This window comes from Okeania sp. SIO1H4 (assembly GCF_010672695.1).
GTDB classification, from domain to species: domain Bacteria; phylum Cyanobacteriota; class Cyanobacteriia; order Cyanobacteriales; family Microcoleaceae; genus Okeania; species Okeania hirsuta.
Map to the genome: position 1 here is coordinate 19,198 of NZ_JAAHGB010000020.1, position 25,189 is coordinate 44,386.

At 38.5% G+C, this 25,189-nt stretch carries 21 protein-coding genes; 18 read left to right on the forward strand and 3 right to left on the reverse strand.

Features of this window, described 5'->3' with window-relative positions; translation table 11 throughout:
- Positions 1 to 89 precede the first annotated feature (89 nt).
- Both F6K06_RS15760 and F6K06_RS15765 read right to left on the reverse strand, forming a co-directional pair.
- Positions 90 to 938, reverse strand: a complete 849-nt coding sequence (locus F6K06_RS15760; RefSeq protein WP_124147409.1) for a DUF3598 family protein — start codon at positions 936 to 938, stop codon at positions 90 to 92.
- Positions 939 to 1,377: 439 nt separating this feature from the next.
- Positions 1,378 to 1,770, reverse strand: a complete 393-nt coding sequence (locus F6K06_RS15765) for a DoxX family protein (protein ID WP_287239567.1) — start codon at positions 1,768 to 1,770, stop codon at positions 1,378 to 1,380.
- 566 nt (positions 1,771 to 2,336) lie between these two features.
- Here F6K06_RS15765 and F6K06_RS15770 point away from each other — a divergent pair.
- From F6K06_RS15770 to F6K06_RS15855, 18 genes are all read left to right on the forward strand, one after another.
- Positions 2,337 to 2,804: a hypothetical protein gene (locus F6K06_RS15770; protein WP_124147407.1), complete on the forward strand. Its 468-nt coding sequence runs from the start codon at positions 2,337 to 2,339 to the stop codon at positions 2,802 to 2,804.
- Between the two features lie 51 nt (positions 2,805 to 2,855).
- Positions 2,856 to 2,987, forward strand: a complete 132-nt coding sequence (locus F6K06_RS15775) for a hypothetical protein (protein ID WP_275670459.1) — start codon at positions 2,856 to 2,858, stop codon at positions 2,985 to 2,987.
- Between the two features lie 467 nt (positions 2,988 to 3,454).
- The gene (locus tag F6K06_RS15780; protein ID WP_124147406.1) at positions 3,455 to 3,916 is read left to right on the forward strand and encodes a hypothetical protein; all 462 of its coding nucleotides are present in this window, start codon (positions 3,455 to 3,457) and stop codon (positions 3,914 to 3,916) included.
- An 842-nt stretch (positions 3,917 to 4,758) separates the two neighbouring features.
- A complete protein-coding gene (locus F6K06_RS15785) occupies positions 4,759 to 6,030 on the forward strand; it encodes an aspartate aminotransferase family protein (RefSeq protein ID WP_124147405.1) in 1,272 nt (423 codons plus the stop codon).
- Positions 6,031 to 6,187: 157 nt separating this feature from the next.
- Positions 6,188 to 6,430, forward strand: coding sequence for an AbrB/MazE/SpoVT family DNA-binding domain-containing protein (locus F6K06_RS15790; RefSeq protein ID WP_124147404.1), 243 nt, complete (start codon positions 6,188 to 6,190; stop codon positions 6,428 to 6,430).
- The gene (locus F6K06_RS15795; protein ID WP_287239574.1) at positions 6,424 to 6,768 is read left to right on the forward strand and encodes a type II toxin-antitoxin system PemK/MazF family toxin; all 345 of its coding nucleotides are present in this window, start codon (positions 6,424 to 6,426) and stop codon (positions 6,766 to 6,768) included. The genes F6K06_RS15790 and F6K06_RS15795 overlap by 7 nt, the downstream gene beginning before the upstream one ends.
- 932 nt (positions 6,769 to 7,700) lie before the next feature.
- The gene (locus tag F6K06_RS15800) at positions 7,701 to 8,996 is read left to right on the forward strand and encodes a glycoside hydrolase family 10 protein (RefSeq protein WP_192901138.1); all 1,296 of its coding nucleotides are present in this window, start codon (positions 7,701 to 7,703) and stop codon (positions 8,994 to 8,996) included.
- 403 nt (positions 8,997 to 9,399) lie between these two features.
- Positions 9,400 to 10,008 (forward strand): hypothetical protein, encoded by a 609-nt coding sequence (locus tag F6K06_RS15805; protein ID WP_124145506.1) that lies wholly within the window; start codon positions 9,400 to 9,402, stop codon positions 10,006 to 10,008.
- Positions 10,009 to 10,268: 260 nt separating this feature from the next.
- Positions 10,269 to 10,571, forward strand: a complete 303-nt coding sequence (locus F6K06_RS15810; protein WP_205127402.1) for a type II toxin-antitoxin system HigA family antitoxin — start codon at positions 10,269 to 10,271, stop codon at positions 10,569 to 10,571.
- 232 nt (positions 10,572 to 10,803) lie between these two features.
- A complete protein-coding gene (locus F6K06_RS15815; RefSeq protein ID WP_287239583.1) occupies positions 10,804 to 12,033 on the forward strand; it encodes a tetratricopeptide repeat protein in 1,230 nt (409 codons plus the stop codon).
- Between the two features lie 55 nt (positions 12,034 to 12,088).
- Positions 12,089 to 13,159 carry an SDR family NAD(P)-dependent oxidoreductase gene (locus tag F6K06_RS15820; protein ID WP_124143500.1) on the forward strand — a complete coding sequence of 357 codons (1,071 nt, stop codon included), beginning with the start codon at positions 12,089 to 12,091 and terminating at the stop codon, positions 13,157 to 13,159.
- Positions 13,160 to 13,206: 47 nt separating this feature from the next.
- On the forward strand, positions 13,207 to 14,394 hold the full coding sequence (locus F6K06_RS15825) for an NAD-dependent epimerase/dehydratase family protein (protein ID WP_124143501.1): 1,188 nt from the start codon (positions 13,207 to 13,209) through the stop codon (positions 14,392 to 14,394).
- Between the two features lie 34 nt (positions 14,395 to 14,428).
- Positions 14,429 to 15,922, forward strand: coding sequence for a glycosyltransferase family 2 protein (locus tag F6K06_RS15830; protein ID WP_287239588.1), 1,494 nt, complete (start codon positions 14,429 to 14,431; stop codon positions 15,920 to 15,922).
- Between the two features lie 57 nt (positions 15,923 to 15,979).
- The gene (locus tag F6K06_RS15835) at positions 15,980 to 17,926 is read left to right on the forward strand and encodes an SAM-dependent methyltransferase (protein WP_287239591.1); all 1,947 of its coding nucleotides are present in this window, start codon (positions 15,980 to 15,982) and stop codon (positions 17,924 to 17,926) included.
- A 19-nt stretch (positions 17,927 to 17,945) separates the two neighbouring features.
- Positions 17,946 to 20,150, forward strand: a complete 2,205-nt coding sequence (locus F6K06_RS15840) for a methyltransferase domain-containing protein (RefSeq protein WP_287239593.1) — start codon at positions 17,946 to 17,948, stop codon at positions 20,148 to 20,150.
- A gap of 70 nt (positions 20,151 to 20,220) precedes the next feature.
- Positions 20,221 to 21,906, forward strand: a complete 1,686-nt coding sequence (locus F6K06_RS15845; RefSeq protein ID WP_287239595.1) for a glycosyltransferase — start codon at positions 20,221 to 20,223, stop codon at positions 21,904 to 21,906.
- 23 nt (positions 21,907 to 21,929) lie between these two features.
- Entirely contained in the window at positions 21,930 to 22,910 is a 981-nt protein-coding gene (locus F6K06_RS15850) for an NAD-dependent epimerase/dehydratase family protein (protein WP_287239596.1), read from the forward strand.
- Between the two features lie 11 nt (positions 22,911 to 22,921).
- On the forward strand, positions 22,922 to 23,998 hold the full coding sequence (locus F6K06_RS15855) for a hypothetical protein (RefSeq protein ID WP_287239598.1): 1,077 nt from the start codon (positions 22,922 to 22,924) through the stop codon (positions 23,996 to 23,998).
- A gap of 49 nt (positions 23,999 to 24,047) precedes the next feature.
- Here F6K06_RS15855 and F6K06_RS15860 read toward each other — a convergent pair whose 3' ends face one another.
- The gene (locus tag F6K06_RS15860; protein WP_287239600.1) at positions 24,048 to 25,133 is read right to left on the reverse strand and encodes a tetratricopeptide repeat protein; all 1,086 of its coding nucleotides are present in this window, start codon (positions 25,131 to 25,133) and stop codon (positions 24,048 to 24,050) included.
- Positions 25,134 to 25,189: the final 56 nt, after the last annotated feature.

Here is a 25,189-nt window from a genome sequence, read left to right on the forward strand (position 1 = left end):
TAGACACGAAGTGCCAGTTCGTTAACTGTCCCCATCCACTTTTTCCTTCTTCCTTCTTCCAGGTTACTTAGGTCTTGCTAAAAGTAATTTTAATTAATTTTATGCTCAGTAACTAAAGTTAAACTAACCCATTCTCCTTTCTCATTATAAGTACGAATAAGTCGTTGACGAAGGTCAGGTTTAATTAACCAACCAGCTTCAAAAAATACAGGTTTTCTCAACTCAACTTTAATCGGCAAAGTAGCAGAAGCACCATCAGGAATAAGTAAGACTTTTACAGGTTGAGAACCTTGGTCAAAGTGTAAAATAGAGCCTTCAATTCTCGCAGTAGAAGTAATTATTTTCTGATTAGTATTACCAAAAGTAATTTGCTGCAATAATCGACCTGTATTATCAATTTTTAACTCCATTTGAGTTGGATAAACATCCGGTGTCCGCAAATCGGGATAAATAGTAATAGCTTCTCCCTGCCATTTCCCTAATAAAGCATCTACTGTGAGAGTTGGATTTTCTAAAGCATTTGTACCTGCTCGTTTTTCTCGAATTAAAGTTAATGTTTGGAAACTTCCATCCTGGTTAAATAATTCTACTAAACGAAGACGACGATTTTGATTAATAAAACTAAACTCAGCGCCATTAACTGAAATTGGTGATATTTGAATTGAACCTTGAGAAAAAGCACCATCTTCAAAAAACATAGTATCTTTGCCAAAGGTTTGATATTCTCTGACTAATTCATTAACTTTTGGCTGAGAATTATCCCCTGAAGAAGTAAAGCGACGAAGAGTGAGACGGACTGTTTTATTCTGATCATCCAAACTTTCTAAAATCAGAATACTAGGTGTATCTTCAACTATATCTCCTTGAGCAGAAATTTTAGTAAATGAACCATGCCATTCACCAAGATTTTGTAAAAAGTTTTCCCACTGTGTTTTCATATTTTCTAACAAATTTATTGATATTTATAGCAGAAGGAAGAATTCAATAATTGATAATTGATAATGGATAATTGATAATTACCTCTCCCGAAAGCGGATAGGATTGAATAAAAGGAAAATTTTTTCTTGTTTCTCATTTAAAGGAGAGGCTTTAAACCTTAATTATTCGGTAAGAAGAAGAAAGAAGGAAGAAGGTAAAATTTTGCTTTGTCTGAATTTTAAACTTTTGATATAGCAATTTCCATACTATGTTTGTGTATAAATCTAGGAAATTATTAAGTTTATTTTTGACTTTTTTCCTCAATAAATTTAGTATTATTTTTTCTGTAGCGGGTTTAATACCTCACCGTCAACAGGAGTGCTTAAAATTGTTTGGGGTTATAAGAAACGAAGTGGCGTGTCGGATACTATCCATAAGTAATTTTCTCTTCTGCCTTATTTAATCATAATTAATATTTTTCCCATCAAAACTAATTGAACCTGGTCCAAAAGAATAAACTATTAACAATCCTCCTATTAATCCAAGGTTTTTCATAAAAGCAATTTCCTGGGAAGGATCTGCAAAAAGATTGTGGAAAATCAGAGTACTTGGAATTAAAAATCCTATTAATAAAAGTGCGCCATAACGAGCTTTATAACCTACTAAAACAGATAATCCACCTATTAATAAAACAGCAATTGTCGGAATTAATAACCAACCTGGAATTCCTGCAGATGCCATATATTGTTGAGTACTTGCTGGATCTAAAATTTTACCAATACCTGATTTGATAAAAACTGCAGAGAGAAATATTCTACCTAAGAGTGATGTCCACTTTTGTAAATTATTCATGTTGCTTTGGCTAGTATACTTTTTCGTTTACTATTTTATTTGATATTTACAACTATAGATATTGATTTTTTGTAAAACTTCATACAATATATCGGGAATAGGAAATGGGAAACATCGCAGCAATATTAGGAATGATTTATATCATGTCTCTTTGAATACCCACAATACAAAATTTAGGGAATAGGGAATAGGGAATAGGGAGAAATTTATCAGAGAAAACATTTTTATTATGGCTAATTAATGAGACTTGATATTAGGATTGTTATTTGAAAAAGCAAGAAGGAAAAAGTATCTGGGGATACTAATGAAATTGGCCATAATTTTATCGATATCAACTTTATAGCATTACAAGAATTGGTTAGGACATTTTTCAATCCTAAAACACTTTTACAGTTCACTATTCCCTGTTCCCTAGCGGGTAGCGCTATAGATGTTTTTTATTCTTGATACTGTTAATTATCCAACACTAATTCTCTAGATAATATAATATAGTTTAGGTTTATTAGAGCTAATATATAAAAAGCTTTAGTCAATCTGATTAAGTATTAATTCACTACATTAAGAGTATGAAAAAAATTGCTATTTTGATATCTATTGCTACAGTTGTTTGGAGTAACAACCAGGCTTTAGCTGGAGAACATGGCGCTCACTGCCTGAATATTATTAGTGGTGAAATGAAAAAGTGTAGAGTTATTATCTCAGACCGAAATAACAGCCTGGAAATGAATTTTAAATCTGAAAAATTTCAAGATGTTAATATGAAGTTGAGAGGTAATCAAATTACTGAAATTTCAACTGGTGAATATGCTAAAAAAAGAGCCAAAGAAACTATTGGTGCCAGTTTAATTCTCGGTCCGTTGGGAGCTTTAGTTGGTATGTTTGCTAAACAGGACAGGACTCAGTTAGCTATTGAATATGTGGATTATCAAAACAATAAAAATGTCACTATGATTGATATTCCTACAAAACAAAGCGAACCTCTAATGAAAGATTTAGAAATTTTGACTGGTTTACAGATTCGTAGTTCTGAATAATACCAAACCTCAAAAACTTTTCTATGTTTCCTTGAGTAGGGGAGTAGGGAGATGGTAATCAAATATAGCATTATTATTCAGAAATGGTATAAAATGCTCTCTCTGGCTATATCATGGCAAAAATCATTAGAACGGGAGCAAGATGCTCCCAGTGGCAACTATACCATTACAATGCACCACTAACCTTTTTCTTCATGGGTTTACAGCAGATTCGGTTGTATATGAAGTACAAATATTAACGTTAAGATGTTGATAGTGCGGGCATCTTGCCTGCGAAGGATGTACCTCACGCCATGGTGAAATCTGTTGTAATACTCCACCGCCTCAATAGTTTCTACAAGCTTTTTGGGGTTTGTAGACTGGGAGGGGCAACTTTTCAGTATCCATTTATTCCTTCTCTCCTATATAACTAATATCATGTCCGTTTAATAGCGTGATAAAAAACTTGGGGTTGCACATTATGGAATGATATTGCCAAAAATTAGTTTAGACTTTGACTAAAAAAACCTAATATCAATCATTCTAGCAATTGATTAATCCAAAATCCTGTTCATCAAAAATCTAAAATCATTCGTCACTATGCAACGCCAAAAACTTCCTTCTTTCTTCCTCCTGACTCCTGACTTTTATTAATTAAAATGGCTAAAATTATGCAAAAACAATTAATTGCTCTTGTCTCTATTGCTTCATTATTTTTTCCAGCTAATATTGCCTTAGCTAGAACTCATGGTGCTCATTGTTTAAATAATAATAATGGGGAGTTAAATCAATGCGAAGTCAACGTAGATATTTCGGGTAAGCGCCTGGATATAGAATTTGATAAAGAAGAATATCAAGATGCTAATTTTACTTTAAAGAAAGAACAAATTACAGAACTTTCTACAGGAGATTATGCGAAAACTCAAGTCAGAAAAAGTATTGCTAAAGGTATTCTTTCTCCTGTAGGTGGAATAATTAGTGCTATAGATAAACAAGCTAGGGTTCAAATAGCAATTGTTTATTTGGATGCACAAAATAATGAAAGCGTTACCTTGGTTGATATCCCTAGTCGATATGCTTTATTATTCAGACAAGAACTTGAAACTATGACAGGATTAAAGGTTAGGAAATAAGAAGGTGGTAGGTGTTCAACGATTAATAATTAATAATTAATTATTACCTCTCCTTGAAAACGGATAGGATTGACGCAAAAGGTAATTTTTTTTCTTCTCTTGGTCGATTGGATATGGCGAGGAAACCTCGCCATCCCACCCTTCGGGAAGCTCCGCTAACGACCGCTTTTTCTCCTTTAAAGGAGAGGCTTTATACCAATTCCCAAAAATAAGCTATACTTCCCATGGAACTTCAGTTATTAAGTAATAATAATGGTTGAATCATGTTTGTAACGATTATCAGCATTAAACCAAGATATCTTATATCTTTTCACCCTACTCTCTACTCCCTACTCTCAAGGAGATGTAGCAAAACTTTTGAGATTTGGTATTAAACCTTAATTATTCGGTAAGGTGATAGGCGATAGGTTTTAGATGGTGAAAAAAAACTTACTTTTGTTTGCTACTCCCCCTACTCCCCTACTCCCCCACATCAAAAAAGAAAGTTTAAAAGAATCTAAAAAAACAAGGTAAAAGCAATAAAAATTGATATGGCGAAAAACTTTAGAGAAAATCAGGACTGACGCATAACCACCATACCTAATAGGGGCAAACGGCCGTTTAATCCTACAGATGCTGCATGATTCAATAGTTCGCGTAAGTCCTGAAAATATTATAGCAGTCGAAGCAAAGGGCGCGGACATATCAAAAGCTTAAAACTCAGACAACGCCAGATTTTTCCTTATTCCTTCTTCCTTCTTTCTTCTGCTATATAAATTAAAAAAAACCTACAAATTCTATATATTCTTTTAAAATTAAATTAACATTGAGTTTGATTTTGAGGATTTTGAGGATGATGATTTATGACTCCTGAAACAATAGTAAAGCAATCTTTAGGAACAACAGGCGGATATACAACATTTAGTGCTGACAACTTCAACGCTTATGTAATGAACACTTACGGGCGTTTCCCCATTGCTCTTGAACGGGGCGAAGGTTGTCGTGTTTGGGATACTGAAGGAAAAGAATATCTGGATTTTGTTGCCGGAATTGCTACCTGTACCCTTGGTCATGCTCACCCCGTAATGATGGCAACAGTCTCGCAACAAATTCAACGGCTACATCATGTATCCAATCTATACTATATACCAGTTCAGGGAGAATTAGCACAGTGGTTGACAGAACACTCCTGTGCAGACAAAGCATTTTTCTGTAATTCTGGAGCAGAAGCTAACGAAGGAGCAATAAAATTAGCCCGCAAATATGCTCACGAAAAATTAGATATTGAAAATCCTATAATTTTGACTGCCCATGCTAGTTTCCACGGACGTACTCTAGCAACTATTACCGCAACGGGACAACCAAAGTATCATAAAGGTTTTAGCCCCTTAATGCCAGGATTTTATTATGTGCCCTACAATGATATTGCTGCGATAGAAAGCGCGATCGCTGAATTAGACAAAGACAAACGACAAGTTGCAGCTATTATGCTAGAAGCACTCCAGGGAGAAGGAGGTGTTCGCCCTGGTAATGTGGCTTACTTTCAAAGAATTAGAGAAATTTGCGACGAGAAAGGCATTCTCTTGATATTAGATGAAGTACAAGTAGGTATGGGTCGTAGTGGCAAACTTTGGGGATATGAAAATTTAGGCATCGAGCCAGATATTTTTACTTCCGCTAAGGGACTAGGTGGAGGTATTCCCATTGGAGCAATGTTATGCAAATCTCACTGTGATGTTTTTGAACCTGGTAGTCATGCTAGCACTTTTGGTGGAAACCCTTTTGTTTGTTCGGTAGCGCTCGCTGTTTGTCAAACTTTGGAACAGGAAAATTTGTTGACAAATGTACAGCAGAGAGGCGAACAGTTGCGAGTAGGGTTAAATGCTATTGCCACTAAGTATCCCGATCTATTTAGCGAAGTGCGCGGTTGGGGTTTAATTAATGGTATGGAGTTGAAGGCAGATGTGGAGTTGACTTCTATCGATCTAGTCAAAGCTGCCATGAATGAGGGTTTATTGATCGTACCTGCGGGGCCGAAAGTATTGCGTTTTGTGCCTCCACTTATTGTAACTGCTGCCGAAGTTACTGAAGCTGTGGATGCTTTGGCAAGAGCGATCGCAACTTTAGTTAAGTAGAATCAAATCAGGTTGTACAGTTATCCAAAAATTTCTGCCGAAAACGAAGTAGGGATGTTTTATGGAGCGTCCCTACATATTTCTAGTATAGAATCATTGTTCTTTCCTGACTAATTCTATATTTAACTTATTATAAACTTCATATAATTTTTAAACTATGGTAACTCGAAAAGTTAGTATCTGGGGTAATTCCCTTGGAGTTATACTTCCGCAAGCGATTATCCAAGAGGTGGGCTTAAAAGAAGGAACAACTGTTTCTATATCTACAGAAGGTAATAAAATTATTCTGTCACCTACCAAACCTAAATACAGCCTTGAGGAGCTACTTAAAGAGGCTACTCCAGATATGCAGCATGATGAATTAGATTGGGGTGAGTCGATGGGAGCAGAAAGTTGGTAAAAATTGATGGAATTGTCCCCGAACGAGGTGACATCATTCAATTGCAGCTTAATCCAAGAACTGGTAGCGAACAGGCGGGCTACCGCCCTGCAATTGTGATCTCACCATTGCTTTACAACCGCATTTCCAAAATTCTTTTGGTTTGCCCCATCACCAGTAAAAAGAAAGGATGGCCTTTTGAGGTTGAACTGCCTGCTCAGATACAAACTCATGGTGTTGTGCTGGTGGATCAGTTAAGAGCTGTTGATTGCAGTGCCAGAGGTGCAAGTTTTGTTGAAAAAGCAACTCCTGAATTAATTGATGAGGTTTTGGCTAGGTTCGAACCTCTCGTAACTTAACTAGCTATCAGCTATTAGCTATCAGCTATCAGCCTAAAAATTTGGGCGTTGCTGAATTAAGGCATGATTGTAGAAATTCGTGATCGCTAAACTCTCAAATAATTTATATTATTTGAATCAGGAGTTGGCACATCTCTAAATTTGAGAAGCGTGAATTAATATTCAATATAATTAGGGCTTGCTGATTAAATCTAAAAGCATTTATAGATAAAGGTTTTAGCCTTTTTAGCTCTGGAAAAAGTATCTAGTTTTCAGCTCTATTATGTTATGCTCAAAAAGTTAGCATTTTGGGCAGGAGAGTAGCCTAAAAATTACTCCCCTACTCCTCTACTTCCCCGCTCCCCTACTACTCAAAAAAGACTGTTTCAGCAAACCCTAATTAGGTATTTGGGCGTTGCTGACTGGTGGGTATGATTTGATGATTTTGTATTTGGGATTTTTTATTTTGGATGGTTTGAACTACTTGTTAATATTAACTTTTCCCTGTTCCCTGTTCCCTGTTCCCTGTTCCCTGTTCCCTGTTCCCTGTTCCCTGTTCCCTGTTCCCTATAAACCTACTTTCATACCTTAATTCAGCAATGCCGGTATTTGTTTGTGGAGCATTCCGCCAGGAAACGCTTTTTCATATTTATGAAAATAGACATCTCCTATAAAGTCTTTTAATTGCCCCTATTATTCGTAACATTCTTTTTTCATGCTTGGTATGATAGATATCTCCAATAGACATATCCATAAAAGAGGGAACAGGGAACAGATAACAGGTAACAGGGAATAATAATTGATAATTTATGGATAATAATTGATTTTATTTTTAATTTTTACCAGATGTCTAATAATAAAAAATAAAATCAATCATCCCACAGAAATAATTGATGATTTCTCTCTACTGCCTACTGCCTACAGCAAAGCTGCCTACTCCCTACTCCCTAATAATGAATAACATTAATTATAAATTCAAACAATTAAAAATCTGGCTAGGAATAGGAGTCGCGATCGCTTTTCTTTCTATTTTCCTATGCGCAATAGTAAGCTCGCCAAAATTAGTCACCGCAAAAGTTATACCTGAAAAAAAAGAGGTGCGTGGAGTCTGGATAACGAATGTTAGTAGTACCGTATTATTCGCTCCCTGGGGAATTAACCGCGCCCTCCGTCAACTTTCTCAACTCAACTTCAACACTGTTTATCCCGTAACCTGGAATAGAGGCAACACATTTTATCCCAGTGAGGTTGCTCAAAAAGTCACGGGTCAACCTCAAGACCCTACCCTTGCCACATTTCGCCTTGGTGGAGATGTACTCAGAGAAATATTTACACAGTCGCACCGCCAAGGTTTACGAGTCATTCCTTGGTTTGAATATGGTTTCATGGCACCAATAAATTCTCTGTTAGTCAAACGCCATCCCCACTGGGTGACAACCAGTCTTGACAAAAATAGAAATTTTTCCGAGGATATATTTGAATTAGAACTTAAAGACCTGCTCCCAGAACCAGATGAACAGTCTTTATTAACAACACTAAAACAGTCACTCTCTATCAATAATGTTTGGCTTAACCCCATTCACCCCCAGGTGCAAAAATTTTTTATCGACCTGGTATTAGAAGTTGTCAAAAAATACGATGTCGATGGCATTCAAATAGACGATCGCTTTGCCATGCCAGTACAATTAGGCTACGATCCAATTACAGTTCGCCTCTACAGGGAACAACATCAGGGTAAAATGCCTCCAGAAGATTTTACAGACCCAGAATGGATGCAATGGCGAGCAAATCAAATAACTGCTTTAATGGAAAGACTTTATAAAGCCGTCAAAGCAGTTAAACCTAATTGTATAGTATCCTTGTCTTCTAATCCTGATGACTTTGCTTATAAATTATATTTGCAAGATTGGCCAACTTGGATCAAGCGAGGTATAGTAGACGAATTTGTTTTACAGGTGTATCGAGATAACTTACCCTCATTTTTAGCAGAATTAGAACAACCAGAAGTGAAATTGGCCAAAAGTAAAATTCCTTTCAGTATAGGTATCCTCACAGGCACCATGAAAACTTCCATGAAGATAGAGCAAATTCAACAACAAGTAAAAGCAGTACGCGATCGCCACTTTGCGGGAGTTTCTTTTTTCTATTGGGAAACTTTATGGGGTTATTTGACTCCAAATTCACCCCAAGAGCGCCGGACTGGTTTCAAGAAAATGTTTCCTACCTCTGTATCTCGTCCGAAACTTTGAGAAGTCAAAAGTCAAAAGTCAAAAGTCAAAAGTCAAAAGTCATATGAATTCAAAAGTTAAAAACTAGGGAGCAGTAGTGGACTGTTTCAACTAAAATGATGCAATAGGAAATTGGCTAGAGATTGCTTTCCTACGGAATGCTAGGCAAACACTATTGTTTGCTATCGCAAAGCTACGCTAACGCCATGACAATTCTAATGCACTATTTAAGATGAAACGGTCCACTACTGGCGTGTCAAGCTTGAAATAGTGTTTTAGGAAAATTCTCCAAACCTTAGTCAGAGCAAGAATTATACTAAAAAATTTAATAAACCATTTTCAGCTTGACACGCCACTACTAATAACTATCCATTTTCAAGGAGAGGTAATTATTAATTATTAATTATTAATTGTAGAAGAGCTTGTGTCAATTACTAAATCATATTATTATCCATCTCATACTAAGTCCAAAACCATCGGCTGGGGTTTTTGGTTACAGTGGGTATTTTTCACTGTTGTCGGCTTTTTGGTCAGTTTAATATTTGTAGAAGTAGGTGTTAGACCCTATATTGGTGCTTTTTCAGGAGCCATGGGCGGTGCTGTCATCGGATTAGCCCAATGGTTGGTACTGAGAAATTATATTTTCCGAAGTAGATGGTGGGTTGTATTAACTATTGTGACATGGTTATTAATCGGGGCCAGTAGTTTAGGAGCATTAGGTTGGGTGGCCCCACGAACAGAACAAATTTCAGTCAGGCTATTTCATGGGTTGATTAATGGAGCTATTGTGGGGGCAATTTTGGGATTAGGCCAATGGTTTGTACTCAGGAAGCAAATTTATTGGGAAGAATGGTGGATAATTGCCAATATTATTGCTTGGTCTGTAGGTTTATCCCTTGGTTGGGCAGTGGGTGGATTTATGTATGGGGCGATCGGTCTATTTATTAGTGAAGTAATAGGTCTGTTGGTAACATGGTTTTTTGTCGCTGTTGTTACTGGTATTGCTTTGGTACGTTTATATTCAGGTCCTTGAAAAGGGGAGTGTAGGGAGTCAGTCCAGTAGGGGCGGGTTTGGCCTTAAGTTAATTGCTTAACACTAAATTTAGATGAACCCGCCCTTTGAGAAGTCAGAAGTAGGAGTCCAGTAGGGTGCGTTAAAGAATTAGCTCTGTTCCCTCCCCCCACTTTTGACTTAATTTCTAACTTTTAACTTTTGACTTTTAATTTTTGAGTTATTTCTAATTTACTCCAAAAGTTATAGAAACAGAACTAGAATACGAAGCGTATTTGGCAGTGTTAGAAGAGCTAACTTTCGCTAAAAATCTTACTCAGGAGGAAAAAGCTTTATATGATTTGTTAGTTTTGTTAATAGAAAATTATGAAGCTGAAAACTATCCTATGGCATCAGTGAAACCTTACGAAGTTTTACAGCACTTAATCACAGCAAGCGGAATTAGTCAACAAAATTTAGTAGGAATTATTGGTTCTGATGAGGTAGTTTCTCAGGTCGTAGATGGTCAACTTTCTTTGAATAACTGGCAAGCAAAAGTTCTAGCAGATTATTTCCAAATCTCTCCAACGATTTTTCAATTGTAGGTCTTTTAATAATGAATAATGAATAATTAATAATTAATAATTAAAGAATTCAGCTTTATTAGCTTCCCCTTGAAATGGGAAAAAAAGCGGTCGTTAGCGCAGCTTTCCCGTAGGGTGGGATGGGGAGGAAACTTACGCCATATCCATGAGACCAAGAAACAAATCCTTTTAACTGATCCTCTTACACTTATAAGAAGAGGTAATTCTAAATTCTAAATTCTAAATTCTAACCATGGTTCAAACTAATTTCAAAACTGCTAATCAATTGTTGCGGGAGGGCAAGCTCGATGATGCTGTGGCTGCTTACCGTGAGGCGATCGCTCTTAATCCTGGTTTTTCCCATACTCATCATAATTTGGGGGAGGCTTTGGTTAAGGTGGGGCGCATAGATGAGGCGATCGCTGCTTTTGGTCAGGCTGTGGCCATAAATCCTCAAGCTTCCTGGTCTCTCTACAAGTTGGGGGTTTTGTTACAGGGTGAAGGTCAATTTCAGGAGGCTTTGGGTTATTTTCGTCGGGCCGTGAAGCAGAAGAGCGATGTGCCAGAGTTTTATCTTGGTTTGGGAGCGGTGTTGGTGAAGTTGGGGCAATGGTCGGAGGCAGAGCAGTGTCTTGACAAAGTGGTAAATATGTTGTATGCAAATGCAGGGAAGTTTCATGGAACGTCCCTACAGACAGAGGCTTATTATTATTTGGGGGCGGCTAAGTCTGGGCAGGAGCAATGGTCTGAGGCGGTGGAGTTTTATCGTCGGAGTTGGGAGATGAGTCCCGGTGGGGTTGATTATTGTTTGGGTTTGGCTGAGGCTTTGGGTAAGTTGGGACAATGGTCGGAGGCCGTGGAATTTTATCGTCAGGCGGTGGTTTTGTCTGGGGAGTCTGGTGAAGTTTTGTTTGGTTTGGGTCAGGCTTTGGGGCAGTTGGGTAGATGGGATGAGGCTGTTGTTGAGTATGGGCGGGCGATTAGTTTGGGTTTTGCTGGAGCCGAGGTGAGGCATCATTTGGGTTATGCTTTGGGGCAGTTGGGTAGATGGGAGGAGGCTGTTGTTGAGTATCGGTTAGTGGTGGAGATTAATCCTAAGTCTGCTGTGGTTAGGCATCAGTTGGGGTATGGGTTGATGCGGTTGGAACGTTGGCGGGAGGCGGAGGTTGAGTTGAGGAAGGCGGTGGAGTTGCATCCTGGATCTGCTTTAGTTTGGCAGCAGTTGGGGGATATTTTGTTGGAGTTGGGGGAAAAGGATGAGGCGGTTGAGGTTTATCAGAAAGCTGTAGATTTGGGTTTTGATGGGGTGGATGGACATTACCTTTTGGCAAAAAGAGAGGAGGACAGACAGAAAGCAGAACAAACAGCAACCGATAGCCTCCATAAAGAAAACGAACTGCTTCTACTCCAGCTAACTCAAGCTCAAGAAATGCTGGAAGAATATTATTTGAAATATCAGGAGTTAAGCAATATAAATCTTTAAATAATTCAAATGATAGTATACATCTTATAAAATTGGAAAGTACAACTGGAACAATATGACGCACCTTAACAAAAAATCTGTATTAGTGACAGGATGCTGTGGCACTGTAGGTAAAGAACTGGTACGCCAGCTTACAGAAGAATATGCTGTAGGCGAGCTAATTGGACTAGACAATAACGAATCTGAACTATTTTTTCTACAGCAGCGCTATCAGCAACAGACAAATGTTACTTTCTTTCTAGCAGACATCCGCGATCGCTACAAGCTGATTAGAATGTTTCAAGGTGTACATATTGTTTTTCATGCTGCGGCATTTAAGCACGTTGTACTCTGCGAGCGTTCCCCTTTTGAAGCTGTTCAGACTAATATTAATGGTGTTCAAAATGTCATTGAAGCTGCTTATGAGTCAAAGGTAGAAAGGGTGATTTTTACCAGCTCTGATAAAGCTGTTAATCCTACAAATGTGATGGGAACTTCCAAACTCATGGGGGAAAAGCTGATGACTGCAGCTAGCAGCGAATCCTTGAAGGGAAGTGGGACAGTTTTTGCTTCTACTCGTTTTGGAAACGTTCTTGGTTCCAGAGGCTCTGTCATACCTGTTTTTCACGAACAGATTCGCAGTGGTGGTCCAGTGACTCTGACAGACCCAGAAATGACTCGTTTCATAATGAGTATTAAGGAAGCTACCAGACTTGTAATTGATTCAAGTATCCTTGCTAGAGGGGGAGAAATTTTTGTGACAAAAATGCCAGCGATTCGGATTCTAAATTTGGCTGAGGTTATGATTCAGCAGTTGGCTCCGGTTTACGGCTATCGCCCTGATGCTATCGAAGTCGTAACCATTGGGGCTAAACCTGGTGAGAAGTTCTATGAAGAACTGATGAATAGTGAGGAAACTAGACGAACGTATGAATTGAAAAACTATTTTGCTGTTATACCTGCTTTTGGTAGTATTTCTGACAAGATTGAATATGATTATCCAGATATTCTGTCTTTAACGGTTGAAAAGCCCTATAATTCTAACAATGAAAAGCCCTTATCTCAAAAAGAGTTAACGGATTTTCTGCTTGGGAATCAACTTCTGGAAGCAGACTTATTACCACAAAATCTGACAAAACACAATTAGTTCAGAATAATAAACAATATACAATACACAGGAGGCTAGAATACAACATGGCACATATTCTGATACTCGGCGGTGATGGCTATCTTGGTTGGCCCACAGCTATGTACTTTTCCCAACGCGGTTATGATGTCACCGTAGTGGATAACTATTTCCGGCGCAATGCTTGCACTGAATTGGATGTAAGGATGCTTTATAGTTTGCCCACTCTACAGGAGCGAGCCAGCATTTGGCATGAAAAAACTGGTAAAGAAATCAAAGTGGTGATTGGCGATCTGACTAACCCACATCAAATGCGTGCATTTTTTGATGGTAGTGTTTCTTATCAGTGGGCTGTTAATAATAAGTTTACTGGTATCCCAGATACGGTTGTCCATTATGCAGAGCAGCCATCTGCTCCCTATTCTTTGATTAATTACAACTACGCTAATACCACTATCTCAAATAATCTTCTGGTTACAAATAATCTGATGTTTGCAGTGCGTGATTATTCTCCTAGTACCCACATTATTAAGTTGGGAACGATGGGAGAATATGGAACTCCTAATATTGACATTGAGGAAGGTTGGCTGGAAATTGAACATAAGGGACGCAAAGACAAATTTCTCTTCCCTAGACAAGCGTCGTCTATCTACCACACCACAAAAATTATGGATACTGACTTGCTTTGGTTTGGGGTTCGTATGTGGAACTTAAGGGTGACAGACCTAATGCAAGGTCCGGTTTATGGTTTAGAAACCGAGGAGTCTGTGATTGACGATCGCCTGAAGACTCTTTTCAATTATGATGAGGTATTTGGTACAGTGGTCAACCGTTTCATTACCCAAGCTGTTGTTGGTTACCCCCTGACTGTTTATGGAAAGGGTGGGCAAATTCGGGGTTATCTGAATATTAAAGACACACTGCAATGCGTACACAAGTCTGAAATAACGCTGGCAAAATCTGGCGAGCTTCGTATTTTTAACCAAATCATGGAAACTTTCAGCGTTAATCAACTGGCTGAGTTGACTAAGAAGGTAGGCACAAAATTGGGTTATGATGTGGAGATTAAAAGTATCGAAAACCCGCGCAAAGAGTCTGAGGAACATTACTACAATCCAACTTACCAAGGTTTAGTGAATATTGGTGTTGAACCGCACTACCTGACTGAAGAGGTGATGGAAGATATGTTCCGGGTGGTGGAGCGCTACAAGGATAACATTCGCAAGGATGTAATCTTTCGTGGTATCCGTTGGTAATAGAAAGTTATTTCCCATCAGGAATTTTGAAGTAATGAGACAAAATCAGAACGTATTTACAATCTTTGAAGAAGCTCGGAGGTTATATCTCCAAGAGGGGTTTGATGAAGCTCGCGAACAGATGGCTGTATATCGCCAAAGTGTTGATTATGACAGTTTTCCTAAGCAGGATAAAAGGTCACAGAAGTCGGTTCACTTTTCGGTGATTATTGTCAGCTTTAACGCAGGTACGGCGCTGCTGCAATGTCTAGAATCAGTATTCAACCAAACTGATACGGGGTTTGAAGTTATTCTCATAGACAACGGTGGTAATGAAGCAGTTCGCCAGCAGTTAGCTGACTTTCCAATGCTTTGGGTGTCTCCTCCTATAAATTTGTTGCCCTCTGAGGGGCGTAATGTGGGGGCGCATTTTGCTTGGGGCGATCGCTTGATTTTTCTGGATGATGATGCCATTATGGATTATGGGTATGTCAGCAACGCACGGGAAGCGATGGAAAACCACGATTTCTTGGCAATTCGGGGTCGAATACTTCCCAGTGGTAATCCACCAAAAGCACAGCCTCCGTTGCACTATGATTTGGGGGTTTATCCTTTACCCGCAGTATTGATTACTGAAGGTAATATGGTGATTCAGAAGGAAGAGTTTGTCTCTGTTGGGGAGTTCGATCCGCTACTTTTTGGGCATGAAGGTGTGGAGTTAACGAGCCGTTGTTTGCAGAAATTTCCTAACAGAGGAATTTATTATTGGCCTAAGTTAGTAATTCATCACGATTTTGTCAGTGCTGAGAAACTGGAGGCTAAAAAGGCGCGACAGACTTTGGCTAAGAAATATATTAAGAAGGTTTCGCCTCTAGCTGGGTTTTTGTCTGAGGAGTATCTAATCTGGTATTCATTACGTCCCGAAGGTTCAGCAGTGGAGCCTGTCAGTAGCAAAAATGGCAAGGCAGTAACAGAAGGAGTATCTATAATTATTCGGGTAGGGGAAGATATTCACTCTGTGAAGAAATTTTTAGGGTCTTTTGTACGTTATAACACCCATAAACCTGTAGAGATATTGATGCCTGCGGCTCAACCCCAGGAAGCTCTGTCTGTTATTAAGCCTTTTATTCCCCGTGTGTTGATCCGGCTGCTGCCACCGGAAATGATGTCTTCTCAAGCTCCTATGAGTAAAATAGCCAAAACTGCTAGGTATGAGCAAGTTATGTTTCTGGAACAACATATTGTTTTTGAGCGTGATGTCTTACCGGGGCTTTTGAAAAGCCTGAGCGGATGCAGAGAGGAGGCGGTGAGGAACTCAGAGTTACCATCTACCTTGCTTTGTCGCCGAGAACCTCTTGTTAAGCTTGAGCGTGTCTCAGCGGATATTTCTGTTAGTGAATTATTTGGGCGGTTAACTTCTGTAGCTAAACCACGGTCTAACAAAAAATATCCCATACCAGATTTTTCAGATGAAATGTTCTGGAGAGCATTACTAATAGAGAAAAAGAAGATGATTCAGAAAGATTTTCGAGAGTATAGATTTAGATAGTTATTAAGCAAGTTCAATTAGAGTTACAAATAGAGGTTTAACTTTATTATTAATGCTATGTCTTCTGTCTCAATGATAGGTTTAGGAATTGGTTTAAAAGAGCATCTTACATTTGGTGCTTATAACCAGCTTATAAATTCCGACTACATTTATATAATGACAAAATCTGGGTCTTGGATGGAAAATTTTGTCAGGGATATTGTTGGTGAAGGTAAAATTAGAACCTATATGCCAAATAACGTAAAATGGAATAGCGAATGGCAAAAAGATCCGATTTTTAAAAAAGTTGTCGATGAAGTTGAAAAATTAGTCGCAGAGGGTAAACAAACAACCTTTGCAATGGCTGGAGATGTAGCAATTTATGGCAATGTTGCTGGCAGTATAATACCTATTCTAAGAGAAAGAAAAATAACATGGAAAGTCTTTCCTGGTGTTTCTTTTCTCAATGCACTGTCAATTTCGACAGGTGAACCCATCGTTGGTGAAAATGACAATTTTGTTGTAACTTTTGCACAATCTATTGATGAACTAGATACTGCTTTTGCATCAGCAAATGTTGTGGTTTTGTACAATCCAGCAGAATGTTACGATCTACGCAAATATATTAAATCCAGGAAAGTTCCTTACGCAAAAATGGTTTTACATGGTGTTTATAATAGAACGGGAAAAATAATTGACTTGCTAACTGATTGGGAATCCAAAATTCATGGTCTTGTTATTCTAAAACGCGATAAAAATATAACTTTTTCAAAAAGTATAGCCTGCCAAAGTAGAAGCGATAAAATTAACGAAACAAAAACTAGCTATCTTAGTCATCACCTGGGAGTAAATGGTTGGGATAGTCGAAATCGTTTTTTTGCTGCCTGTTTTCCAGATCGCTTGATGTGGTCTTCTAAAGGAAATCCTGAAAATATTCAACTTCGATATAAATTTCCAGACAGTCCATGTGATATTAGAGGACTATTTATAGACAGTTCAGATAACATCTATGTTGGTTTGAAAGGTTTCAAAAAGGGGCGTTTTGGCAGAACCTTTGTTAGCACTGATGCTGGTGAAACGTTTCAGATGGCCTTTGAACAATGCTTCTGGGGTATGGATGAAGATAAATCGAATAACCTTTTTGCAGGTGTATACCATGAGTGCAATGAACCTGATGCTTCTTGTTCGGTATTATGGTCTGCGGATGGAGGAAACACATGGGCTAATGTTTCTGCACCACAATGGAAAGATCAACTTCATGTTCATCATGTTGCTGTCAATCCATCTACAGGTTGGCTTTATGCTTGCTTAGGCGATAAAAAGGGTTTGCGAGGATGTTGGAGAAGTAAAGTCATAACTGTCGATTTAGCTACTTCATCTGATGTAGGTTGCAGGGAAATTATGCTTTCCAAAACAATAAAAGTTGCTCCTGGAGATATTTTGGTTTCTTCTTCGGGTTTGCGCATGGTTGTAGATACCGCAGAGGGTTCTCTAATTCGTCTCACAAATCCTTTAAGTCAGTGTTTGAGTAGGGGATGCAAATTAATAAAGCTAGATTGGGAACTAAAATTTGCTGACTCTAACAATACCTTACAGTTTATTGGGATTTGCTTCAAAGATGAATATATTTACTTGAGCGATGATACTGGCCTAGCTTTGAATCTGGATAGTGTGATTGTTTACCGAGTAAAAGATGATGGCAGTAGTCAACCTACTTCTCCAGAACCAGTATTAAAAGCAAGCAAAGGTTATGGATGGGGAAGTTTCTTTCTTGAATGCGATCGAAACGGGCGGATTTGGACTGCTGTTAGGCCAGTAACAGGAAAAGGATCTGTTTGGTATAGCGATGATGGCTTAACATGGACAAATGCTAGTGAGACTTTGAGCGAAGATGTTCCCTGTTGGAGAGGTACGCACACTTACCGTGATGGCACATTACAACAAACAGGTTACGGACGTTTTTTATCTGCATCAGACATTGGTGTAGTAGTTCCACACTTGAGTAGGTCATTAATTATTAAATGAATTATTAGAGGTTTATGTTATGAGTGATTTACACAGCTTGATTAATAATCACGAATTTGAGAGTGCATTTCAGATTCTTTCTCAAGAAAGCTCGGAATCATCAAAAACTGAGGAAGAAAAAGCAATCAGCGTTTTGTTGGAATCAGCTAAGGACTACGAAAAAGATAATTCTGATTTAGCGTTAAAATATTATGGGTTATTGGTTGAGTATTTTCCCGATAGGATTGTTGGATATATGAGATATGGCAATATCTTAATTGCAACTAATCGCTTGGCTGAAGCCGAGGACTTTTTCAGGTCTGCCATAAAGAGGTTTCCTAATGCACCTGGACCCTATGTTCGATACGCATTTATTGCTGAAAAGAAAAAAGATAACAGTGAAGCTCGCAAACGCTATCAAGAAACATTAAAAATTTTTCCCGATCACTCTATTGCTCGCCAAGGACTTGAAAGAGTTTCTGCAACAAATAATAATGGAAATCATGACAATAATAACACACAAAAGTATCTGGTTAAATCCTGGAAAATCCAATCAATTCCGACAAATTTTTTGCCAAAAAATACACTGGTTTGGTCCGTAGAATCGCTACTTAATAATACAGTTTTTGTGAGTACAAAAAACAATGCTATTTACAGGTCTATAAGTTGTGGAGACGACTTTGAGCTTTTAACACAAATCAGCTCCGATTTTGAAGAGCTAGATACCGATATTGGAAGACTACATTCAGATGGAAACGCCATCTATTATTCAAGCAGAAGCACTAACAAGCTATATAGGTACACAGAGAAAACAAGGAAATTTGAAGTTGTTATTAATGACTTAGGTGGTACAACTAGAGGGTTTACCCAAGCCAATAACGGCTATCGTTTTATAGGTCGCTATTCTCAAAATGGACCAGCAATTCTTTTTGGAAGTTCTGATGGTATTCAATGGGAAGTAGTGCATCAATGGGATGCTAAACACATTCATGATGTACGCATCAACCCCGCCAACGAGTGGCTTTATGTGGTTGTTGGTGAGGGGGATAGGGGTAAGTCCAAAGATAGTCACAGTATATTTCGCTCTAAAGATAATGGAAAATCTTTTTCAAGAATTTTTTCAGCTCAAAAAACACGACCTCTTTTTACAGCTATCAACTTCTATGATAATAAAGTTTTACTAGGCACAGATCACTTTGACAGTCGAAATAAAATTGTGTGCTTTGACGATGATGGGGAAGACAAGATTTATGATGTTGAAACAATATTTACTTTTCCTGAAATATATCCTTATTTAAAGCCAGTTCCCTTCGTTCATTATATGGAATGGTTTAATGATTCTTTATTTGTGGGCTTTAGAGGGAAATGGTTTTGTGCCTTAATTGAAAGCACAAATTTAAAGGATTGGAAGTTAATTTATTGTACTACAACAGAGAAATCGAATTGTTTTGTGAATGCTTGTACTACGAAGAATTACTTCTTTACTTCTGGAGAACTAATGCGTATCAGGGCTGACGACATCGAGGGGGAAAGTAATCATCAGCCAGGAATGATGCTACCAAATGTAAAAAATGAGTATAGGTTCATATCAGATATAAAAGATAGTTGGAGTTTGGGGATAGAAGATGAAATTAAAAGCGTACTCCTAGAGGTAGATCCACGGTATGAAAAAGATATATGCCAAGGCTTTTTTTATCGCTCTAATCCTTTTTTCTTTGAAAAAATTCATTTACGAGAAACATTAATGTTTCTTTTGCAAAAAGAGGTCAAAAAAGACAGTCGCATACTAGATTTTGGCACAGGAACCGCACAATTTCTACTCTTTCTGGCCAAGTTTGGGTTTAACAACTTACATGGTTGGGATCATAACCAGCGCTGGCTTACTGCTGCTGAAAAGTTGTTTTTAGAGCTAGACAACCCAGATAGCGTTACTTTACAACGCATTGAAAAGCCTGCTATTTACGATATTGTCAGTCAATCGGGTAGTAAATTTGATGTAATTACAATGTTTGGTCTTATTTACGGTCATGGAATAGATATCCCAAATACTATGGTATCAGTTTATAACGCTTTAAACCCAGGTGGTTTTTTTATTGCCAACAATAGCAAACATACAAAAGATGAAATGAAAAACTGGATTGTAAAAGCTGGTCTTTCACTCATTTCAACAATTAGCAAGTCAGATGCAACAGATAACGAGATAAACAAAATCTATTTCTGCCAAAAACCTGACACCGTAGTGTAAGCTTTCTTATATCCATCTGATTTTAGTAAAACTCGCACACACATTTTTAACTACCCTAAAAAATGCTGGAATGCACAATGCACCTTGGAGTAAAGCAGTGATTAATTCGGATAATTCAAAAAGCAAAATTGTTATTTTCGCGTCAGGTGATTTGTTTAAAATAGGTGGTGTTCAGCGATCGTATGTATTCCTGACAGAACATTTGGTTAATGCTGGATATGAGGTCACTTTAGTAGGCTGGAAAAAAAGTCATGGTGGTGAGCTTAACACTGATTTGGCCTACCCAATCGACGATCGCGTTAATTTAGCATTTGTTCGCCAAGATGGCACGAAAAAGAACTTTGAAGATTTATGTAAGTTTTTAAAGGATTTAAAACCAGACCTAGTATTAATTGTTAATAGCTCTCAGTGGTCTTTTTTCTTAGCTTCTGTATGTGTCATCACAAAAGTTCCTTTTGTTCAATCAATCCGGGGCAGTTCAGAGTATTGCTTAAAATACTTATGGCATAGTTTTCCTGCCATCAACTCTGTCTTTTTAGCCGCCAGTGCTGGTCACGTCTTAATGCCCTCCTATAAAAATATTTTTCCACCTTCAGTTCAAGAAAAACTAGAAATTATACCTAGTCAAATTGAACCAGCAACAACTTTTGGTTCGCCAGATAAACCTAACAATGCAGGTCGGTTTACAATTCTTTATTCTGGTCGGTTCTCTTTTGAAAAACGGTTAGATTTATTAATTAATGCGTTTGCAATTATCAAAGATGATTTTCCTGAATGGGATTTATGGCTTTATGGGATGGGTCCGCTTTTGGAAAAGCTACAGGCACTTGTTAAGGAACTCAACCTTGAGAACCGTGTGACATTTTGTCAAGCAAACAACACTGATGAAATGTATCAAATTTATCCTCAAGTTCACCTAAAAGTTTTGCCTTCCGAGCAGGAAGGCTGCCCAATGGCGCTGCGCGAAGCTATGGCTCATGCCATCCCAGTTATTGCCTACGATGAATGCTCAGGTAGCAATGAAATTATTACTCATGGGGAGGACGGTTTGCTCATAACGGCAAGCAAAGATCGGATATTAGGCTTGGCAGAAGGTATGCGTTACTTAATGGATCAACCACAACTGCGTCGTATAATGGGATTGAAAGCCCGTGATACTGCTGCTAAGTACCATCCAGATGCAATAAATAAAAAATGGGAAAGTTTGCTGGTTAGCGCAATTAAAGGAACAGGAAAAGCTTCATCTACTATTCGAGATAAGTATCGTGAAGAACACCAACGTGCAGAAGAAATACTAAAAAAAGCGGCGAACATGGCTAGGTTTCAAAATTGTTGTATATTCGACCGCGATCCAGGCTTGTTTGAAAAATATGAAAACCAATATTTGACGATTTATGGGCACAGATTGTTTGATAAGCTCTTTTACCTTCAAGAATATATGGATGTAAAGAAAAGTGGTGAAGACCCTCTGCTGCATTATATATCCGTAGGTTGGAAATTGGGTTATAATCCATCTGCTGAATTTGATACTAACGCCTATCTGGCACGCTATATGAAATCAAATGAGGAAATGTGCCCCTTATATCATTTTTATCAAGAAGGTCGATTTGAAGGAGCGCAGCCCATTGCACCCAAAACTGATTACTATGAAAAATGGCTTCAGCGCAAACCTGAGCGACCCTACACATTCGAGGAGGATGCTGCTTTTGAGATTATTTTTTTCAATCAACACTTCAACCAACACAAAAATTTATAAGTATAATTAGGAAACATAACAAAATGGTAAAATCTATTCTGGTAACTGGTGGGTGTGGCTTTATCGGCACATCACTGATTAGAAAATTCGTTGAACGATGGCCAAACCTACAGATTCGCGTCCTTGATAACTTGTTTACAGGGAAGCCCGACGATCTAGCGGAAGTGACTTCTTTCTCTATTATTTCTCCTAAAGAACTTCCTGGTTTCGATGGGGGTGTGGCACTGATTGAAGGAGATATTCGCAATAGTGAATTGGTTCAAATATGTACCCAAAATGTTGATAGTATTATTCATCTAGCTGCTAATACTGGCGTAAGACCCTCCATTGAGAATCCTCGGCTCGATATGGAATGCAATGTACTTGGAACCTTCAATATGCTGGAAGCTGCCCGAGTTAATGGTGTCAAGAAGTTCATATTTGCTTCATCTGGGGCACCAGCAGGTCAGGTAGAACCACCTATCCACGAAGAACTGCCGCCCCACCCGGTTTCACCTTATGGAGCCAGCAAACTGGCTGGAGAGGGCTATTGCTCTGCATATTTTCGTACTTTTGGTATTGATACTGTTTGCCTACGCTTTGGCAATGTCTATGGGCCACGTTCCAAGAAAAAATCTAGTGTAGTGGCTAAATTTATTCGTCAAGCTGTAGCAGGTGAGACCTGTACAATTTATGGCGACGGAACTCAGACCAGAGATTTTTTATATATTGACGATCTTGTGCGTGCTGTGATACTGGCTATGGAAAAAGAGGTCGGAGGTGAGACTTTCCAAATTGCTACAGGAATGGAAAGGACAGTAGGTGAATTAGCAGAACTGATTGCAACTGCTTTAAGTAAACGAGATATGGTCATGCGTACTAAGTATGATGCTCCTCTAATTGGGGATGTCAAGCGTAATTTTTCTGATACAAGTAAAGCAAAAAGAATGTTGGGATGGGAAGCTAAAATGGAAATAAAACAAGGTATTGAAAAGACTTTAGACTATTTTTTAGAAAATTCCTGACAATTATATAAATGATGACAAATATTAGTTCCCGAAAAGTAGCGCAAAAACCAAAACAGGTAATTATTGTTCTTAGCCCAGGACGAACAGGTACTTCGTTGCTGATGCAAGTATTGAGGAGTTTGGGGTTAACCCTTTCCGAGCAATTATTTGGACCGCACTATACAAATCCTGATGGCTTTTTTGAAGATGTTGACATTCTAGAACTGCATAAGCAATTACTCATAGAATTAGGTACTGCTCAGACTCTGCCTCTATTAGAGGGCTGGATGAAAACTGATGTCATCTCTTCTTTTCGTCCAAAGCTCCGTGCATTGGTTGAAGATCGTGTATCCAAGGCAGAGACAACTTGGGGATTTAAAGACCCGCGAACTTGCGGACTATTACCTTTATGGATCGATGTTCTCAAACCTATGTGGATAGTTCCCAAATTTGTGCTTTCTACGAGAAACCCCTTCGTGGTAGTCCCGTCTATGATGATCCAGGGTAAGAAGATGTCTAGTGAAATTGCTGAGTTAGTTTGGTTAACTCGCACCGTTGATGCACTCCATCATACTGCTGCTGATTGTTACATAGTTCACTACGAAGATTGGTTCACCCAGTCAAGCAAATTAGCTCAGGAACTTTTGAGATATACAGGTTTAGACGAATATTTCACTGGCAATGTAGACGAAGCTTTGAAAGACATTATCAAACCTAATTTAAACCGCTCAGTACATGAAGATTATCAAGTACAAAATGAATATGTCCTCAAACTCTACAATGTCCTCAAAGATTGCCGAGGAGCAGACTTTGATCGCACCCGTCTCATGGCTGTCGTCAAAGAATGCCGCCAAGCAATGGAGGGGTTCAAAGGATGGTATTTAATCGCCCAAGAAAACATTGCCCGCGTTTCAACCCTACGAGAACAACTTCAGACCGCCAAAGAAAAACAAGCCGAAATCCCTCAACTACAAAAACGCATTCGAGAACTCGAACGGGAAAATCAGCGATTATCAGAAATGGAAAAAGAAATCCTGCGTGCCGATAAAGCACTTAATCATCTCCAGGAACTGTATCCACAAAATCCTACCCAGGATCGCCTCTGAAAGTCGCGAAGTAGTAAACCGACTCTTTCACCTTATTAAATAGACATTTTCATTGGTCTGAGTTTAACACTAAATTGATAACTCTTTGAGTATTAATAGAAGGTATTTGTCCAATTTGTTTCTTGACTCGTGACTTCAGCAAAGTTCTCTGGGGATTATTTGCAATTTCCATAACCGCAAAAGCCAATTTAAAATACTTTAAAGACAGCTTGTACCGACGGGCAACTGCAGCCCCTCGTCCAAGCAGATTATATATGCCAGAAGTCAAAACTCGATAAACTAGATTATAGCTGCAACCCCATTCTAGGGCTAAATCTGTGCAGCGTCGTACAGCATCTATATTCCCCAATTGTTGATAACCTGTAGCAACTAACAGAGCTAGTTTAGCACGTTCGGGACGCTGAAACAAATCTGCCTTGTCCAACTGAACTAGAGCTTCCCAGTCGCCAATGTACCAAGAGTTACGAACACCAGTAAATGTGGCAGAACAACCAAACCACTTATATAAGCCAGAAACAATCATTTGACTGATACTCTGTTCGCTCAAACCCCAATCTAATGCAAGACCAATGCAATCTTGTGCTGCCTGAATATCGCCTTGGTAAAGGTGAGCGATCGCCACAAAAACGGCAACTTTAGCTCTTTCCGGCTGGTTACTTAATGTTTCAGGAGTTAGCTTTGCCAGGTTATCCAAGTCACCAAACTGCCATTGAGAGTTTGTTTCCTCTGGAAAGTGTAAATTCTCTGGGAAAAGCTCACCATTTATAGTTGGTGCAGAGAGATTTGAAGCGCATCCTTCGTGCTTACCATTCAATTCACATAACAAATTATTCTTGCTCAGAACCGCTTGCTTAAAATAATTAATAGCCTCTTCAAAACCACCTTGCTGAATAAATAAACGACCTAAATTTATATAAAACCAAGCAGAATTAGGATTAGTTTCAATCGCCTTTCTATATTCAACAACAGCCCCTTCTAGGTTCCCCTGTTTTACAAGAGCATCCCCCAAATTATTATAAGCCCAAGCAAAATTAGGATTAATTTTAATAGCCTGATGATAAAGAGCGATCGCCTCATCCAACCGCCCCTCTCTCTTCAACCTATTAGCCTGCTTCAACAACTGTCCAGCACTCATACCCTTATTACCCATAACAACCCATAAATCTACTCAAAAATATTATCTTCTATCCT

Bases quoted from the DNA above. Each gene is read 5' to 3' on its own strand.
- F6K06_RS15785 (WP_124147405.1), top strand. From the start codon at position 4,759: ATGACTCCTGAAACAATAGTAAAGCAATCTTTAGGAACAACAGGCGGA.
- F6K06_RS15800 (WP_192901138.1), top strand. From the start codon at position 7,701: ATGAATAACATTAATTATAAATTCAAACAATTAAAAATCTGGCTAGGA.
- F6K06_RS15860 (WP_287239600.1), bottom strand. From the start codon at position 25,133: ATGAGTGCTGGACAGTTGTTGAAGCAGGCTAATAGGTTGAAGAGAGAG.
- F6K06_RS15760 (WP_124147409.1), bottom strand. From the start codon at position 938: ATGAAAACACAGTGGGAAAACTTTTTACAAAATCTTGGTGAATGGCAT.
- F6K06_RS15840 (WP_287239593.1), top strand. From the start codon at position 17,946: ATGAGTGATTTACACAGCTTGATTAATAATCACGAATTTGAGAGTGCA.
- F6K06_RS15820 (WP_124143500.1), top strand. From the start codon at position 12,089: ATGACGCACCTTAACAAAAAATCTGTATTAGTGACAGGATGCTGTGGC.
- F6K06_RS15775 (WP_275670459.1), top strand. From the start codon at position 2,856: ATGGTAATCAAATATAGCATTATTATTCAGAAATGGTATAAAATGCTC.
- F6K06_RS15835 (WP_287239591.1), top strand. From the start codon at position 15,980: ATGTCTTCTGTCTCAATGATAGGTTTAGGAATTGGTTTAAAAGAGCAT.
- F6K06_RS15825 (WP_124143501.1), top strand. From the start codon at position 13,207: ATGGCACATATTCTGATACTCGGCGGTGATGGCTATCTTGGTTGGCCC.
- F6K06_RS15790 (WP_124147404.1), top strand. From the start codon at position 6,188: ATGGTAACTCGAAAAGTTAGTATCTGGGGTAATTCCCTTGGAGTTATA.
- F6K06_RS15855 (WP_287239598.1), top strand. From the start codon at position 22,922: ATGATGACAAATATTAGTTCCCGAAAAGTAGCGCAAAAACCAAAACAG.
- F6K06_RS15765 (WP_287239567.1), bottom strand. From the start codon at position 1,770: ATGAATAATTTACAAAAGTGGACATCACTCTTAGGTAGAATATTTCTC.
- F6K06_RS15830 (WP_287239588.1), top strand. From the start codon at position 14,429: ATGAGACAAAATCAGAACGTATTTACAATCTTTGAAGAAGCTCGGAGG.
- F6K06_RS15780 (WP_124147406.1), top strand. From the start codon at position 3,455: ATGCAAAAACAATTAATTGCTCTTGTCTCTATTGCTTCATTATTTTTT.
- F6K06_RS15845 (WP_287239595.1), top strand. From the start codon at position 20,221: ATGCACAATGCACCTTGGAGTAAAGCAGTGATTAATTCGGATAATTCA.
- F6K06_RS15770 (WP_124147407.1), top strand. From the start codon at position 2,337: ATGAAAAAAATTGCTATTTTGATATCTATTGCTACAGTTGTTTGGAGT.
- F6K06_RS15815 (WP_287239583.1), top strand. From the start codon at position 10,804: ATGGTTCAAACTAATTTCAAAACTGCTAATCAATTGTTGCGGGAGGGC.
- F6K06_RS15850 (WP_287239596.1), top strand. From the start codon at position 21,930: ATGGTAAAATCTATTCTGGTAACTGGTGGGTGTGGCTTTATCGGCACA.